The sequence below is a fragment of the Cochleicola gelatinilyticus genome (genome assembly GCF_001637325.1).
GTDB classification, from domain to species: domain Bacteria; phylum Bacteroidota; class Bacteroidia; order Flavobacteriales; family Flavobacteriaceae; genus Cochleicola; species Cochleicola gelatinilyticus.
Genome location: NZ_LRXL01000045.1, coordinates 128076 through 145359, shown reverse-complemented (window position 1 = coordinate 145359; position 17284 = coordinate 128076). Strand labels below are relative to the sequence as shown.

The 17284-nt window shown below is 36.1% G+C and carries 13 protein-coding genes; 10 read left to right on the top strand and 3 right to left on the bottom strand.

Annotated elements, in window-relative coordinates:
• Nucleotides 1-100: 100 nt before the first annotated feature.
• From ULVI_RS11190 to ULVI_RS11180, 3 genes are all read left to right on the top strand, one after another.
• Nucleotides 101-5113 (top strand): translocation/assembly module TamB domain-containing protein, encoded by a 5013-nt coding sequence (locus ULVI_RS11190; RefSeq protein WP_082830867.1) that lies wholly within the window; start codon nt 101-103, stop codon nt 5111-5113.
• A gap of 5 nt (nt 5114-5118) precedes the next feature.
• The gene (gene tamL, locus ULVI_RS11185; protein ID WP_068592837.1) at nt 5119-7407 is read left to right on the top strand and encodes a translocation and assembly module lipoprotein TamL; all 2289 of its coding nucleotides are present in this window, start codon (nt 5119-5121) and stop codon (nt 7405-7407) included.
• Nucleotides 7408-7473: 66 nt separating this feature from the next.
• Nucleotides 7474-8133, top strand: coding sequence for a hypothetical protein (locus tag ULVI_RS11180; RefSeq protein ID WP_068592835.1), 660 nt, complete (start codon nt 7474-7476; stop codon nt 8131-8133).
• A 25-nt stretch (nt 8134-8158) separates the two neighbouring features.
• Here the strand turns inward: ULVI_RS11180 and ULVI_RS11175 are convergent, their stop codons facing one another.
• On the bottom strand, nt 8159-8446 hold the full coding sequence (locus ULVI_RS11175) for a hypothetical protein (protein WP_068592833.1): 288 nt from the start codon (nt 8444-8446) through the stop codon (nt 8159-8161).
• A 143-nt stretch (nt 8447-8589) separates the two neighbouring features.
• Nucleotides 8590-9909 carry a dipeptidase gene (locus ULVI_RS11170; protein ID WP_068592832.1) on the bottom strand — a complete coding sequence of 440 codons (1320 nt, stop codon included), beginning with the start codon at nt 9907-9909 and terminating at the stop codon, nt 8590-8592.
• 174 nt (nt 9910-10083) lie between these two features.
• On the opposite strand from ULVI_RS11170, the gene ULVI_RS11165 reads away from it, so the two are divergent.
• Complete coding sequence (locus ULVI_RS11165) at nt 10084-10275, top strand: hypothetical protein (protein ID WP_068592830.1); 192 nt, start codon at nt 10084-10086, stop codon at nt 10273-10275.
• A 212-nt stretch (nt 10276-10487) separates the two neighbouring features.
• Here the strand turns inward: ULVI_RS11165 and ULVI_RS11160 are convergent, their stop codons facing one another.
• A complete protein-coding gene (locus ULVI_RS11160; protein ID WP_068592828.1) occupies nt 10488-11099 on the bottom strand; it encodes a pseudouridine synthase in 612 nt (203 codons plus the stop codon).
• Between the two features lie 122 nt (nt 11100-11221).
• Here ULVI_RS11160 and ULVI_RS11155 point away from each other — a divergent pair, with 122 nt between their 5' ends.
• From ULVI_RS11155 to ULVI_RS11125, 6 genes are all read left to right on the top strand, one after another.
• Nucleotides 11222-12217, top strand: coding sequence for a hypothetical protein (locus ULVI_RS11155; RefSeq protein ID WP_068592826.1), 996 nt, complete (start codon nt 11222-11224; stop codon nt 12215-12217).
• Nucleotides 12218-12286: 69 nt separating this feature from the next.
• Nucleotides 12287-12739 (top strand): cold-shock protein, encoded by a 453-nt coding sequence (locus ULVI_RS11150; RefSeq protein ID WP_068592823.1) that lies wholly within the window; start codon nt 12287-12289, stop codon nt 12737-12739.
• A gap of 3 nt (nt 12740-12742) precedes the next feature.
• Nucleotides 12743-13861 carry a DEAD/DEAH box helicase gene (locus ULVI_RS11145; RefSeq protein ID WP_068592821.1) on the top strand — a complete coding sequence of 373 codons (1119 nt, stop codon included), beginning with the start codon at nt 12743-12745 and terminating at the stop codon, nt 13859-13861.
• Nucleotides 13862-13863: 2 nt separating this feature from the next.
• Nucleotides 13864-14124, top strand: coding sequence for a DUF1456 family protein (locus tag ULVI_RS11140; RefSeq protein WP_068592820.1), 261 nt, complete (start codon nt 13864-13866; stop codon nt 14122-14124).
• 901 nt (nt 14125-15025) lie between these two features.
• On the top strand, nt 15026-16588 hold the full coding sequence (locus ULVI_RS11130) for a DEAD/DEAH box helicase (RefSeq protein ID WP_068592815.1): 1563 nt from the start codon (nt 15026-15028) through the stop codon (nt 16586-16588).
• An 81-nt stretch (nt 16589-16669) separates the two neighbouring features.
• Nucleotides 16670-17284, top strand: coding sequence for a YqaA family protein (locus ULVI_RS11125; protein ID WP_068592814.1), 615 nt, complete (start codon nt 16670-16672; stop codon nt 17282-17284).

The following is a 17284-nucleotide window of genomic DNA, read 5'->3' as shown; positions in this document are numbered from 1 at the left end:
AGAATGCTAGTGAATACCCCATATTTTGCAAGAAAAAGAAAAAGAAAATTCTAAGAAAAAAAGAAGAAAATACCGTTGGCTAAGAGTCATTGGTAGGGTCATGGCAGTGCTATTAGTTCTGTTTATTTTACTAGTTTTATTTATTCGTAGCCCTTGGGGACAAGACATTATCGTTCAAAAAGCAGTGAACTATGTTTCTAACAAAACAGAGACAAACGTAGCTATCGAAAAATTGTTTATCACTTTCGATGGGGATATTATGCTTAAAGGACTGTATCTTGAAGATACAAAGGGAGATACTCTCGTCTATTCAAAATCCCTAGAGGCCGATGTTCCACTTTGGGCGATGATACGTGGGAATGGAGTAGGGGTAGAATCATTGAATTGGGAAGGTGTGAAAGCCAAAGTACTTCGAAAAGATACTATTGCCGGTTATAATTTTCAATTCCTTATCGATGCATTTGTAACCGAAGAACCACAAACCACACTGGTAGATACCACTTCTAAACCGTTGGATATTCGCATTGGGGATGTTAATTTGAAAGATTTCGATATTATCTATAACGACGAGGTCCTAGGGATCGATTCACATTTTGTAGTGGGAGATCTTGATGTAGAAATGGAAAAAACAGATCTCGATGCGATGGACTTTAGAGCTTCAGACCTTATTATTTCAGATTCAAAGATTCAATACTATCAGTCACCCGTTCCGATCGATCCCAATGCAGAACCTGTTCCGTTGCCATATCTTTCGGCAGATAATATTACACTAAAGAATGTTTTAGTGGATTATGCATCCTATGGCGATCGCATTGCTGCACAACTCGATGTGGATGAATTATTTTTAGAGTTACCAAAAGCAGCCATTGCGGAAAATGATATTGAAATAGGAGATTTCTTTCTGAAAAATTCTCACATTCAAATTCAAACCGAGACTGAAACTAATGCAATCACCCAAAAAGTTGAGGAAGGCATCGAAGAAGTAAAAGAAGATATTGCCAAATTTGAATGGCCAGATTTTAGAATCTTAATCGAAACTATTGATTTTGAAAACAATGAGTTTGCCTATAACGTAGGAAACGCGGTAGTTAAAAAAGGCGTATTTAATGAGAATGCAATCGTATTAAATAACTTGAACCTTCAGGCTGAAACTATTTTTCTGAAAGATAAAAGCGCCGGCCTTACATTAGAGGCTATGACATTTAAAGAGGCAAGTGGATTTAATTTAAAGGAAGCCGCTGTAGTACTTGCCGCAAGCGATACAGAGCTATCAGTAGATGAACTCTCTTTAGCGTTAAATAATAATATATTAAAGGGAAGCCTTCAGTTGGACTACACTGCCTTGTCAGAGCTTATAAGCAAACCGGAAGCTTCAAAAATCGCATTAAATATTTCATCTTTTCGGGCAGATCTTAACGAAGTTTTTCAGTTTCAACCCGATTTGCGATCGAATGAATATTTTCAAAAACTAAGTAAAAAATACCTTACTGGAAGTCTCAATGCTTCAGGGTATCTTGCTTCCATTCAAATTCCGAACGCTTATGTACTTTGGGGCGGGAATACGAGCATACGTGCTACAGGTAGGGTTGAAAATGCTACCAATCCAGATGCTCTTATTTTTAATTTCCCTTCATATACAGCGATTACTAAAAGAAACGATTTACTTCATTTTTTAGATGAAAAAGAAATGGGAATCACGCTGCCAGAAGATGTCGCGTTAAATGGCAACTTGGTGGGGACTCCTTCAAATATTAAGACGAGCACAAAAATTACAACCACTCAAGGAATTGCCACACTTAATGGAAATTTTAAAAATGACAATGAAATAGCGTTTCAGTTAGAGGGAACTATTGAAAACTTTCAGTTAAATAAACTATTAAACAATGATCAATTAGGTAGTCTATCTCTACAAATTGATACGCAAGGAAAAGGATCTAATATTAATTCTTTAGATGCCACTTTAAAGGCTACAGTGCTCGAGTTTCAGTATAATAACTATGAGATTAACGACCTTACTATTAATGGTGATATCAACAACGGAAAAGGAACCGTCACTTCGGCATATAAAGATGACAATCTAAATCTAGACCTTAGGGCGAATGTGCTTTTAGATTCGATTGCTCCAGAAGCTTCTATCGATCTTAACTTGATAGGGGCAAATTTACAGTCGTTAGGATTAATGCAAAGGGATGTGCGCACGGGCTTGAAATTAAACGCCGATTTTAAAGGAAACGCAGACGATTTTGATGTTATTGCTACTATTGGGGATGGTGTTGTAGTGTATGATAATAAGACATATTTATTAGGAGATGTATCTACAACGGCCCATGTTCGTAAAGACACGACTTCGGTCTGGCTGGACAATAAATTAATTCAACTTACACTAGAATCGAATTCTAATCCACAACAATTTGCAACTGCTCTACAACGACACGTTTCAAGTTATTTTTATAGAGATATAGCTGTGGCAGACACGATCAATAATCCGGTGGTACTTTCCGTAACGGGAAAGGTGAGTCAGGCGCCAGTATTAAATGAAGTCTTTTTAGTAAACCTTCAAGATCTAGATACGATCGATATCGCCATGAACTTTAATGAAAAAGCTCGAAAATTAAAAGCAAACATCACCGCTCCACACATTAATTATAATGGTATGGAGTTAGATAGTTTGGCTTTTTCTATGAATACAGATAAAGATAATTTTTCGTTCGATCTAGGCTTTAACGAAATTAATGCGGGACCGTTGGCGATTCAGAGAACAGTGGTACGCGGCAATCAGCAGAACAATGAGCTATCATTAGATTTTGTTGCATATCAGGAAACAGATAAGCTTATTCAGATTCAAACTAAGATCACGGGAAATAGGGACCGTTTGCGATTTCATGTGCTTCCAGACTCATTAATTATTCAAAAAAATCCTTGGCAAACTCCTTCCGATAATGAGCTTATTTTTACCAAAGAGCGTTTAGAATTTAATAATTTTAAGTTTAGCAGAAACAATCAGTCGGTCGCAATAACCGATGCCATTACCAATGGAAAAGATCAAGTTGCTATCGATTTTGAAAACTTTCAGCTAAGCGAATTTTTAAATTACCTTAATCCTGAAGAAGAATTCGCCAAAGGAAATATGAACGGGGAACTTATTGTCGAAGAACCCTTTGGAAGTTTGGGGCTGGTTGCCGATTTGGATATTCAGCAGTTAAACATGTTGGACGTTGCGTTGGGAACCTTAGAGATGAATGCTAAGTCTTTAGGGGGTACTCAATATGATTTTAATGCGGCCATGAATGGTGGAGCGATAGACATGACATTAAAGGGAGATTATATTGCTTCTGAAGAAAGTGCACGCCTAAATTTGAATCTCGATATCAATGAGTTTAAAATGAAGGCGCTTGAAGGCTTTTCTTTAGGAGCCTTAAAGAATACCAACGGAAGCTTTTCAGGTAAATTTGATGTTTCGGGAACCACGACCGCACCCAAATACAACGGAAGTCTTCGTTTTACAAATGCAGGGCTCACAGTAACTGCATTAAATGCCCCATTTGTATTTGAGGATGAGTTACTTGAAGTAGATAACGAGGGGCTTTCTATGTCTAATTTCACCATCCGTGATGAGAATAATAATACATTGGTTGCGTCTGGATCTATAGGGACCGAAAGTTTTATAAATCCAACTTTTGACCTTACCATTAAGGCCGACGATTTCCAAGTGTTAAATGCAACCAAAGATGATAACGATTTTCTATACGGAAAAGCCAGTTTTGACGCCGACGCAAAAATAACGGGTGATTTACAAATTCCGAAGGTAACCATGAGCTTGAATGTGAATGACGATACCAATGTTACTTATGTAATGCCTTCTGCGGCTGTAAACATTGAAGAACGTGATGGGGTCGTGATTTTTGTAAATCGTGAAAATCCAGATGCGATACTTACTAGAACAGAAGAACAAACTGCAACGGTGACAGGATTCGATGTCGATGCATTACTTAATGTAGGCAATGGAGCAAAAGTCACTATCATTATCGATGAAGAAACTGGAGATAATTTTGAAGTATTTGGAGAAGGAGAATTCGATTTTAAAATGAATCCTAATGGTCGTATGACACTTGCTGGTGTTTATGAAGTAGCTGGTGGGCATTATGAAATGAATTTATATAACCTTGTAAATCGTCGTTTTGAATTAGCGCCCGAAAGTCGGGTGATCTGGTCGGGCGATCCTTTTGATGCTGAGTTAGATGTTCGTGCTATTTATAAGCTTGAAACTTCTGCGTCGGGGTTAATGGCTTCTGTAAGTTCGGGGTCTGATCCATCTATAAAAAATAAATACCGACAAGTATTACCTTTCTTAGTATATCTTAATATCGATGGCGAATTAACGCAACCCAAAATTTCTTTTGCTTTAGATATGCCAGAAGACGAGCAAGGATCGATCGGCGGACAAGTGTATGGCCAGGTTCAACAAATTAATCAACAGGAAAGTGAATTGAACCGTCAAGTATTTTCTTTATTGGTGCTTAATCGTTTTTACCCTGAGCCTGGAAGTGATGGAAGTAGAGGAGGAGTGGCTTCGATCGCGAGAGATAATTTAAACGATGCGCTTTCAGACCAGTTAAATGTATTTTCAGATAAATTATTAGGAGATACGGGAGTAGAACTGGATTTTGGCCTTGATAGCTACACCGACTATCAAGGAGAAACACCACAAGAACGTACACAACTAGATATTGCAGCTCAGAAAAAACTGTTCAATGACCGATTAATTGTTCGTGTTGGGAGTGAAGTTGATATTCAAGGAAGCAATACTTCGGGAGAAGCAACACCATTAATAGGAAATGTGAGTCTGGAATATCTTCTTACCAATAATGGTCGTTACCGCCTAAAAGGTTTCCGAAGAAACGAATTTGAAAGTGTTATCGACGGACAAACCATTGTGAGTGGTTTGGCTCTCATATTCACCCAAGAATTTAATAAGTTCGATGAACTCTGGGATGCATTATTGCGCTCTGAAACTAAAGGTGAACAAGAAGCTCAAAAAGCGGCAGATAAAGCAGTGGAAGATCGTGCTAAGAAAAATGAAGAAGAATTGGAGAACAAAACAGGAAACGAATAAGTACTATGAATTTTAAAAAGATAGTTACAAGTATAGTAATACTTATTCTCATTTTGGGATTGCATTCGTGTGCAATAGAGAAATACATTCCAGAAGATGAACGATTATATACTGGCGCTTCCATTAAAATAGAGACAGATTCTACGGTAAAAAATGTAGAAAATTTAAAAATCGTTTTAGAAGAAGCATTGCGTCCAGAACCCAATAAAAAGTTCTTGGGGATGTATCCTGGGTTGCATTATTATTATAAAGTGCAGCAAGACAGTACGCCAGGATTTCTAAACAAGTGGTTTAACAAGCAAATAGGAGAACCACCCGTGTATCAATCGGATGTAAAACCTTATGAAATTGAAGAAATTCTTATCAACCGACTTGAAAATCGTGGGTTTTTCTATAGTCGTGCGAATTCAGAATTTGTGGAAGATGAAAACAAGAAAAGGGCGTCAGCCATATATACTGTAAAAGTGCCTACTCCTTATACCATGGAGCAATATCAGCTAGACACTATTAGCTCGCCTTTGTATCAAGCTGTTGCGCAAAGTGTTGCGGGAACTAAATTTACAAAAGGGATGCGATTCGATCTTTCCAACCTGAAATTGGAACGAGAGCGTATAGACAGTGATTTAAAAAAGAAAGGATATTATAATTTTAATCCAGGATTTTTAATTTTTGAAGCAGATACGAATCAGTATGACAATAAAAAATTCGATTTATTTTTAACACTGAAAAAGGATGTACCAGTACAATCTAAAATTCCTTATGAAATTAAGAAGCTCAATGTGTATGCAGATTATAACGTACAAGACTCTACTGAAGTTTCATCATTACGATTTAATGGGAAAAACTATATAGATCCCAATAATTTTTTTAAGCAAAAGTATTTAGATCCTTTTATAACATTAGAAGAAGGACAACGGTACGATCCTGAAACTTCAAAAAATACTGCGCGTCGTTTGTCGGGAATAGGCGCTTATAAATTTGTGAATATTCAATACACCGAAATTCCTTCTGAAGCAACAGATAGTCTAGGACAATTAGAAGCCTCTATTTTTCTATCACCATTAAACAAACGGGCAATTCGTGCCGAATTACAGGCAGTCACCAAATCGAATAATTTCGCTGGACCCGGACTTGCATTAACCTATACCAATCGAAACTTATTTCGAGGTGGTGAAGTACTTAATATTATTGGAAATGTTGGTTATGAGGTGCAGGCTGGTGGAGGTGGTGGTAGCACGGGTAAGACTAGTATAGAATTAGGCTTAAAGGGAGAGATAATATTTCCACGAGTCATATTTCCAGTTAAAATAGATACAGATTTCTTTAAATATTCAATTCCGAAAACAAAAACGAGCCTTGGTGTCGATTATTTAAGTAGGAGTGAATTGTACACATTGCTCTCTGCCACTGCTCAATTCGGTTATGTTTGGCGTGCAAATCGCTATGTAACTCATGAAATTATTCCTATTTCAGTGAACTACACTAAATTATCGAATACAACAGACGCTTTTGAAACAATACTTAATGAGAACCCATTTCTTCGAAGAAGTTTCGATCAACAATTTATTTCAGGATTAAACTATTCTTTCACCTATAATGGAATGGTCGATACACAGAAAACGCATCAATTTTTCTTAAATGCAACTCTGGACGTAGCCGGAAATTCTATTAGTTTGCTTGGCAAAGAAGAAACACCAGGAGCTCCTAAAACATTTTTAGGATTAGAATATGCCCAGTATGCAAAAGCAGATATGGATATTCGGTACCACTTTAATTTTGGTAAAGAACAAAAAATAGCAACACGACTGTTCGCAGGATATGGATATGCTTATGGAAATTCGGATGTGGTTCCATTTGTAAAACAATATTATTCTGGAGGCCCATATAGCGTACGTGCATTTCGAATTCGCTCATTAGGACCGGGTACTGTCTCGAATGAGTTTGACGATCAAGGGACAGTATTTGACCGTACTGGTAACATTCGTTTAGAAGGAAACATAGAATACCGTTTCCCTATCTTCGGCTTTGTTAAAGGAGCTCTTTTTGCTGATGCAGGAAATATTTGGAACTCGAAAGAGACAGATACATATGAGGGAGCCAGTAAGTTTAGTTCTAATTTTATCAGCGAATTAGGAATGGGAGCCGGTTTTGGAGTACGAGTAGATATTCAAGGCTTCGTAATACGTTTCGATCTGGCGGCACCGTTTCATGACCCAGGAGAACCAGAAGGAGAGCGTTTTAATTTTAAAGCAGACGAACCAGTTCTTAACTTTGCAATAGGATATCCTTTTTAACTTTTTTTATTAAAAATTAAGTTTGGTGTAATTTTTGTAAATTTTAATCGTCTTTAGATTCATCGTATGAAAACAGTTTTTATATATCTTTTTTTAGTTTGCTTCGGAATCACTTCTGTAATGGCACAATTTGATAATTCATCAAGTAATACACCACGTTTTGAAGCTAATGAAAACAACTATGAAGAACCCACTGGTTTTGAATTGCCAGCTATTAAAACCCCTCGTGTAACGAACGATCGCAGACCATATACTTCTACGGTAGACCCTAATTTGGGAGAAAATAAAGAAGCTCCCGTGGATTTTACAAAAGGGGATGGTCTGTTAGATTATAAAACCGATACAGCTCCCAAATATTTTACCAAAGATAAATCGATTACCGATGAAATAGGGGGCGACCAATATTTAGGGGACTTTAAAACGAAGGCTGGGCATGTTACCATAGCGTACCGCGATCATGAATTTGTAGATGGAGATCGGGTGAGAATTTTTGTTAATGATGATGTAGTACGCGGTAATGTGAGTCTTGGAGGTAATTTTAGAGGATTTAAACTTCCGCTTCAATCTGGTTTTAATAGAATAGATTTTCAAGCCTTAAATCAAGGTGATTCGGGGCCAAATACTGCTCAATTACGTGTGTACGATGATGACGGCTCTGTTCTCGCTTCCCATGAATGGAACCTATTAACTGGAAATACAGCTACAATTATAGTGGTTAAAGATTAAAATTTCCCATGTTTAGTTATAATATCTAAACAGCGCTATCATCACGTTCTAAATTCTCATTTTCTGAACCACCTTGGCTGTGAAGTTTGTTCTCTTCATCATTTAAACCTTTAGGTCCGTTTCCTTTTTTTGCAGTAGTTCTTCCAGGTATATCCAAATCTTTACCTTCAAAATCAACTTTGTTTTTACGATCTTTTAATTGTTGGTCATCACCGCCGTCTCCGTGTATGTTTTTCTGATTTAAAATATCAAGATCATGTTTTGTAATATCGCTATTGTACGTATCTTTTTGTTGTTCTTTTGACTTGCTCATAATTTATATTTTTATTTAAGATACAAAAGAAGCTGGTTCTGTTAGGAGGATTTCAGCGTTATAACAAAATTATAACAGTTTTAATAGAGGTTAAAATACTGATGTTTTGAATTGAAAAATCAACCATTTTTTAGATTAAATGATTATGATTTTTGAAGTTCTTTCGCCTTTGCCGTTACTTCATCAAGTACACGTAATAAGTTTCCGCTCCATAATTGCTCGATCTCACTTTCAGAATATCCTCTTCTAACTAATTCAATTGTTACGTTCATAGTTTCAGAAGCATCTTCCCAACCTTCAATTCCACCTCCACCATCGAAATCACTACTTATACCAACATGGTCAATGCCCATTTTTTCAACCAAATAATCAATATGATCTACAAAATCGGTCACATCTACAGCTGGAGGGAGGCCTTCCATGTTTTTAAGTTTTGCATTCCGTAGAGGTACCATTTTTACGTAGAAATCGAAATATGAGTCTTGTTCTTCTGGAGAAAGTGCCATTATTTCTTCTCGCTCCAGCCAAGCAACTCCCATCGAATCTGCTATTTTTTTTGCGACCTCAACTTCGACGCCAGCTCGTTTTTCGGATTTTTCGGTATTTAAATAAGAGGTAAATGCCACAGTTTGAACCACACCACCATTTTCTTTCATCCATTGTAATTGTTCATCGTCCAGATTTCTACTGTGGTCGCACAAGGCTCTAGCAGAAGAATGTGAAGCAATAATGGGTGCATTGCTTAACTCGATCATTTGGCGCATTGCTTCTTTAGAAGGGTGTGATACATCGATCATCATACCCACGCGATTCATTTCGGCTATTACTTCTTTTCCAAGGTTGCTTAAGCCATTATGAAGCCATACGCTATCCTTTTCACCTGTATTACTGTCACTTAACTGGCTGTGCCCATTGTGTGCCAACGACATATATCGACCCCCTAAATCATAAAAACGTTGTACATTTTTTATGTCCTTACCTATAGGATACCCATTTTCGATCCCAATCATCGCCACTTTTTTTCCTTTCTTATGAATGGCTCTAACTTCTTCTGACGTTGTGGCTAGTTCAATTTGGTCGGGTGCAATATCGTTGACCAATTTGTGAATTGCTTCGAACTTAGACATTGCTGTTTGGTATGCCTTTTCGAAACCTGCAGCAGAAAGGGTGTCTTGTCCTGTATAAACAATAAACCACGCCACATCAAGACCACCAGCGTTCATCTTTGGTAAGGTTACTTGATTGTCCAATTCTTGCGTGTAATTAATTGAATCTGTAAAGTTTTTAATATTTATGTCGCAATGTGTATCGAGTGTGATTACTCGTTTATGTATTGCCTCTGCCTTGGCTAGCAATTCTTTTTCGGTCATTTCTTTGGGTTCTTCTTTTTCATTTTCATTGCAACCAACGAATAGGGTTGTAAGTGTTAAAAATGCCAGTACATGTAGTGTTGTATATTTCATAGGATGGGTTGTTATCTACCAAAGATACACAAACTCATTAATTACTAGAGTAAGGGTTTTTCCTGTCTAGGATTGGGGTGTAATAGTATCTATTTACAGGGTTTACATCGTTGTATGAAATAAGTTCTAAGTTTATTTTTGAACGTATAAAAGACTCATTTAAATAAATACCTCATGAAAACGCCAAACAACAAATTAGAAAACGCAACAGATTTCTTTAAAAACGATTGTGATGCTCACTTAGAAGCCTCAATTTATTCTGAAATTTCTTCGGAAGATTTCACCAATGAAGCTGCTTTTATTTTAGAGGATGCAGCATCGTTACCAATGGACATCGCTTTTTATTGGGAAGAAAACGATATATAGATCATTGCGATTAAAAAAAAATGCTAGGTAAAGTATAGAGTAGGTTGATTATAAAGTGAATTTCCTCATGATTGTATGTTTGCAAGAGGGATAGAAGCAAGCTACCGTGTAGCGCGGATAGCCCGACCAACGTAGCGCAGCGGAGATGGGCTTGCCCAAATTAAATTGGATTAAGTATTACGAAGGACTTAGAAAATGGTTGCTTCAGGTTCTTAATTTATACCATTATTTACCATTATTTCTTTTACATTACCTGCTTGCATGCCTTCGATAGTATATTTGCCAATGCGTACACGAACTAAACGCAGCGTTGGAAAGCCTACGACTGCAGTCATTTTTCTTACTTGGCGAAATTTCCCTTCGGTGAGCGTGATCGAAATCCAAGAGGTAGGACCATGACGATCGTCTCTAATTTTTTTTGCGCGTTGTGGAAGTGTAGGGGGTTCTGTTAAAATGCGAACAGGACAGGGTTTGGTGTGATGTGAAATACCTTCGGTCGTAATGGTAACACCTTGTTCTAATTGCTGGATTGCTTCGGAAGTAATAGTGCCATCTACTTGTGCGTAGTATTCTTTTTCTACTCCTTCTGAAGTATAATGATAACTGAATTTACCATTGGTTGTAAGTAAAAGAAGCCCTTCTGAAGGTTCATCTAAGCGGCCTACAGCCATTGTGCCCTCAGGAAAATCGTATAGTTCTCCGAGAAATTTTTTCCGCTTTGCATGTCGATCGTTTGTTATAAACTGACTTACATATCCAAAGGGTTTAAAAAGTGCAAAATAGCGGTGTAAATGTTTCTCGGTGGGAGTAAAATTAGAGGTCATTAAATACGTGTTAAAAAGATAAATAGGCTAGCCTATTGTTACCGAAACAAATAATTTTGCAAAATTATCTAGTAGCGCTGTTTTTTTCAAAAATACAGTTTATAAATTGACTAAAACCACCAATGAAATACCTTTCCTTCTTTTTCTTATTGTTTCAAATTTCATCTCTTTACGCCCAAACCAATGCAGAAAAATCTGCTTTTAAAGAATACTATCCTATTGCAGAACGTTCATTTATTTCTGGAGGTTTTGGAAATAATGAATACGAGCAGATAATTTTCGATGCTAAACCTTCTGTGTATTATAGCTTATACAACGATATACGTGAGTCGCTAACTGCCGAAGAAATTACACCTGGTTATGCGGTTTATGTTGCTTTCTTACCACAAATACGAATGTTTTCTGAAAATTCGAAACCTATAAAAACTCCTTCGTATAAAGTTTTATTTGGATGGCAACCTATTATTAAAACATCTGAGGATAATTTTTTAACCTTTGCAATAGAAACGGGACATTATTCGAACGGACAAAACGGAAGCGCATTTAGTGAGGATTTTGAGGATGAATCGGAAGAAGGACAGGCTGTTTACGAAACTATTACCGATGCTACGGATCTTTCGGCAATTTTAAACCGAGAAGATGGAAATTTTTCTACCAACCTTACGCGACTTTCATTTAATTACAGACTCAACAAATTTACCGAAACCAATGCTCCAAAGCGTATTCATTCCTTAACTGCTGCTTATCAATTGTATCATAACAAGTTTCTAGGTGTGATCGATGTAGGTGGTTACAATGCAAAAGACATAGCGTTGTATGGTCGACACAGATTAGAGTTTGGTTATGAGTTTACTGGCTATTATAAGAAGATGCGCTATACGGCAGGGCAGGAGGTATTTCTGCAATTGGGAGCGCACCCCTCGGTAACGCCCTATCGATCTGAAACAAAATTTATTTTAAATCCGTGGAATACCGATTTAGGGTTTTTCGCACAATTTGATTTTGGTTTCGATGATTATAATTATCGTTTTGTGGATAGTTATCCGCGTCTTTCTTTTGGCGTTTCATGGGATTGGTTTACTCCATTTATTATTAAGCAAACATCAACAAATAAGTAAGAATATTAATTTCAATTATTTTAGCCGTATCTTTATCCCAATATTCATACTAAAAAATAAAAAATATTAATGGCAGGATCACAAGAAAGCTATTCAAAAAAAGAACGGGAAAAAAAGAAATTAGAGAAACGTAAGGAGAAACAAAAGCGTAAAGAAGAGCGTCAAGCCAACTCTGGCGGAAGCTCACTTGAAGACATGTTGGTGTACGTTGATCATAACGGAAACCTTACAGACACACCACCAGACCCTTCGATGAAACCTGAAATAGATGCAGAAGACATTGTTTTAGGAATTCCACCTAAAGTAGAAGGAGAAGAAGAAGATCCAGTACGAGAAGGTACTGTAGATTTCTTTGATTCTTCTAAAGGATTTGGTTTTATTATTGATGCTGAAAACAAAGAGCGTTATTTTGTGCATGTTAGTGGACTTTCCGGTGGAGAGATCGTGGAAGGAAACCGTGTTCAATTTGAACTAGAAAGAGGACAAAAAGGTCTTAATGCAGTTCGGGTAAAGAAAGTTTAATTTATGGCAACTTTTCAGGAGCTGGGTATTCGTAAAGAATACATTAAAGGATTAAAAGAATTAGGAATTAAAACTCCTACACAAATTCAGGAAATTGCGATTCCAATCCTTTTAGAAGCACCTACCGACTTGGTTGGACTAGCACAAACCGGAACAGGAAAAACAGCAGCATTCGGACTTCCATTATTACATCACATTGATGCTGGTAAGAATGAAATTCAGGCGTTGATACTGGCTCCTACCCGGGAACTAGTGCAACAGATTAAAAAGCAACTTTTTAAATTCACAAAATATGTTCCTGAAAAAATCTTTTTGGAAGGAGTTTATGGTGGAGAAAAAATAGATATTCAGATTCGAAATTTAAAGCGACCTACCCATATTGTAGTTGCTACACCAGGGCGGTTACTGGATCTTTTGGAGCGTAAAGCAGTGAATATTGAAAATATTAAGACGCTTGTTCTAGATGAAGCAGATGAAATGCTTAGCATGGGGTTTAAACAAGATATTAATAAAATCTTGAAACAAACCAAAGGCAAACGTACTACTTGGTTATTCTCAGCAACTATGCCCGATGACATTAAAAAAATTGTCAAAGAGTATATGGATCCTGGCGCAGCTAGAGTAGAGGTAAATAAAAATGCGCTTGTTAATGCCAACATTACACACCATTACATTATAACGCAAATTAAGGATAAGGTCGATTTATTGGCGCAACTTTTAGAACGTTACGCTGGGGAGCGCGGTATTATTTTTTGTCGTACTAAAGCTGGGACGCAACAATTAGTAACTGAGTTGAAAGACAAAGGTTTTTCTGCGGAAGCGCTAGAAGGAGATATGCAGCAAAAAGAACGCGATAAAGTAATGCGAGCTTTTAAAAATGAAAGTCTTCGCGTATTAGTATCTACCGATGTTTCTGCACGTGGAATTGACGTTCATAACCTTGCCTTCGTATTTCACCACCAATTGCCCGATCAGTTAGAATACTATACGCACCGGAGCGGTCGAACTGCTAGAGCAGGGAAGACTGGTATTTCGATCGCATTAATTCTACCTAGCGAATTGCAACGAATTCATGAATTACAAAAAGAATTGGGTATTACTTTTAAAGAACGAATGGTTTAATTATGGCATTAACAAACAATGATATTATGAAAAAGCTTCGCGTAGCGCATAAGTTTCGCGATGATGATATTGTGAAAATATGTGAATTGGTAGATTTCAAAGTTTCAAAAAGTGAATTAGGAGCAATTTTTAGAAATGAAAAACATCCAAAATATGTGGAATGTGGCGATCAGTTTCTTCGAAATTTTTTAAATGGACTTGTTATTCATTTAAGAGGCCCCATGCCGCCACCAAAAGGGAGATCAACTCCCATAAATCATTGATAAAAATACTAATAAACTAAAAAGCTGAATTTCTAATGTTGAAATTCAGCTTTTTAGTTATAGGTAGGCTGTAATTAAAATGCAAAACGATTGTTTTTTGAGATTGTGGGTACTTCAAACATTTTTTCATTATTGTTCCTGTAAAATAGGAGGTTCCGTTTTTGAGCAGCATACTTAGCTCTTTTTTGTAAATCTCTTATTGTTTTCATAGTAGAAAGATTTTTTAATTTGAAGATATTATTATCTGTACCGTCGTTTATTATTCCAAACATACGCTTTAGAGGTGTTTATACGTTCTGTAATTTGGTTGCTATTTAATGTTCTCATAATGTTGGATTTTAGACCTGAATTTTTGATTAAGAAAATTTCAGAAGATTACTATTCGTTTATTGATTGATGATTTTTATTAATTTCTGTACCGGCGTTTACTGTTCCATGTATATGTTTTACTTGCTGGTGAACTAGAGGTGATTTGATTGTTATGTAACGTTCTCATAATTTTGGTTTTAAAGGTTATATCTAAGAGACGCCTAACTTTATAGAATGTTACAGTACTATGTAATACAAAGTACTATTTTAACATTAATTTAACGAAACATCATGTAAGGACTAGTAAATAGGATAGTACAATTAGATAAAGAGAGTATTAGCTACTTTGATTTCTAAATTATGACAAAACAAAGAGTAGGGATGAATGTTCAGTTACTTTTTATTTTATTAGAGAAACTCCTCTAGAGAAATTCCTTTAGATTACATTATAAATATTTTTCTAAAAAAATGGTATACCATTTGATTATCAATAAACATCCGATAAATTTTATTTAAAAAAAATTGTCCTTTTTAAAATAAAATTCGTTGAAACACCTTAATTCATTGTATATTTGCAGCCCGAAAATTGATCATGGCACACACTCAAACTGAAGAAGCATTAGAAGAAAGAAATAGTGATATCGCGTTGTATAGCTACCAAAAAGGAGCTATCGATAAAATATTTAAAAGCTTTGATGAAGCTCCCGAAGACTATCACTTACTGTATCAATTGCCGACAGGTGGTGGGAAAACAGTTATCTTTTCTGAAATTGTTCGTCAATATTTAAAAAATCATAATAAGAAGGTATTGGTGATGACACACCGTATCGAACTCTGCAAACAAACTTCACGAACACTTACCGAATTCGGAGTTAGAAACAAGGTAGTGAACAGTACTGCTAATCTTGATGATCAACAAGAGTACAGTTGTTTTGTTGCCATGGTAGAAACTTTAAACAATAGGCTACAGGAAGGGCGGCTCGATATTTCAGATGTAGGGTTAGTTATTATTGATGAAGCACACTACAACTCGTTTACCAAACTTTTTAAATTTTTTGAAAAATCATTTATTCTGGGAGTTACTGCAACTCCGCTTAGTTCTAATATTAAGCTTCCAATGAATGATAATTACAATGAACTTATTGTTGGAGAATCGATCGAGTCGTTAATTGAAAATGAATTTTTAGCGCGCGCAGAAACGTATTCTTATAATGTAGGTTTAACATCGCTTGAAGTTGGAGCTAATGGAGATTATACTGTAAAGTCTTCCGAAGATCTCTATACTACAGGGAATATGCTTAGTAAACTTTTACAGGCATACGAGGAGCGTTCTAAGGGTAAAAAAACATTGATCTTTAATAACGGTATTAATACTTCTTTATATGTGTATGATGCCTTTAGACATGCCGGGTATCCAATTATGCACCTTGACAATACGGCAACCAAGAAACAACGGAAGCAAATTTTAAAATGGTTCAAGGAAACGCCAGATGCAATTTTAACCTCGGTAAGTATATTAACTACTGGGTTTGATGAACCAACAGTGCAATCGATTATTCTAAACCGTGCAACAAAATCGTTAACCTTATACTACCAAATGATTGGTCGTGGATCGCGTATTTTAAAAAATAAATCCACGTTCGATGTCATTGATCTTGGAAATAATTTTCACCGTTTTGGTCCTTGGGGGTCAGATTTAGATTGGCAGCGTATTTTCCGTGCTCCTAATTACTTCCTCGATACCATGATGGACGATGATGAATTAGAAAGTCATTTTAGATATGAAATGCCTGATGAACTTCGTGAAGAATTTAAAAATTCTAAAGACGTATATTTCGATATTAAAAATGCATATACAGAGTCTGTTAAAAGCGGGGAGTCTTCTAAAGTAATTTTAGAACGTTCTATAGAACAACACGCAAGAATTTGTATCGAAAATAGTGAAGATGTTTTTGACGCTTTAGGACTTGCCAAAATGTTGGGAGATGATATCGATTTTAGAATAGATCGATATACCAAATGTATTAGTAAGAGTACACATAATTTTGTTTCTTGGTTAAAAAACGACTACCGTCTTAAATTAAGAAGTTATCTTCGAGAAAATTTCGAAGAAGTGTTCGAACAAATCCATGGGCATCCTCCTTTAGAAGAATAGTAAGATAACCTGAACTCACAATAATTCGTTAAGAGACAATAAAATAACTAAAAGGGCGTACTATTTGCACCATAAATAGCTATGAGAACAAAAGAGACTTCTATAAAGAACCGATTAAAAAGAATTCATCAGTATTATAAATACACAGGATTTTACACTTTTGTTGGGAGAAGTCTTAAGAAATCGATACTGCCCATTGCAATTTTTATTTTGGCATTAATTGCTATCGATCAATTTGTAATAGATTTTAGTGATTTTTTTACACATGTAACTAATAATTATGCACCAATAAGCATTCTCACCGTGTTTTATGTGTCCGAATCCTTACTTGGACTTATTCCGCCTGAGATTTTTATCGCTTGGTCCGATAAAACGGTAAACCCAATTGTATTCTTATCTTTATTAGCATTACTCTCATATCTAGGAGGAATCACATCTTATTTTATTGGGAAAACAATTTTAAAAATTCCAAGTGTCTATAATTACATGGAAGGAAAAATGAAAAAGCATCTTACTAACATTCGCAAATGGGGTGGTTTTTTAATAATTGTTGGTGCTTTGCTTCCAATTCCGTTCTCAATGACGAGTATGGCAGCGGGAACTATAAATTATCCTTTAAAGAATTACCTACTTTTCGGGTTGTTACGCTTTGTACGTTTCTACCTTTATGCAATTGCTATTTTTAGCATCGTTTAA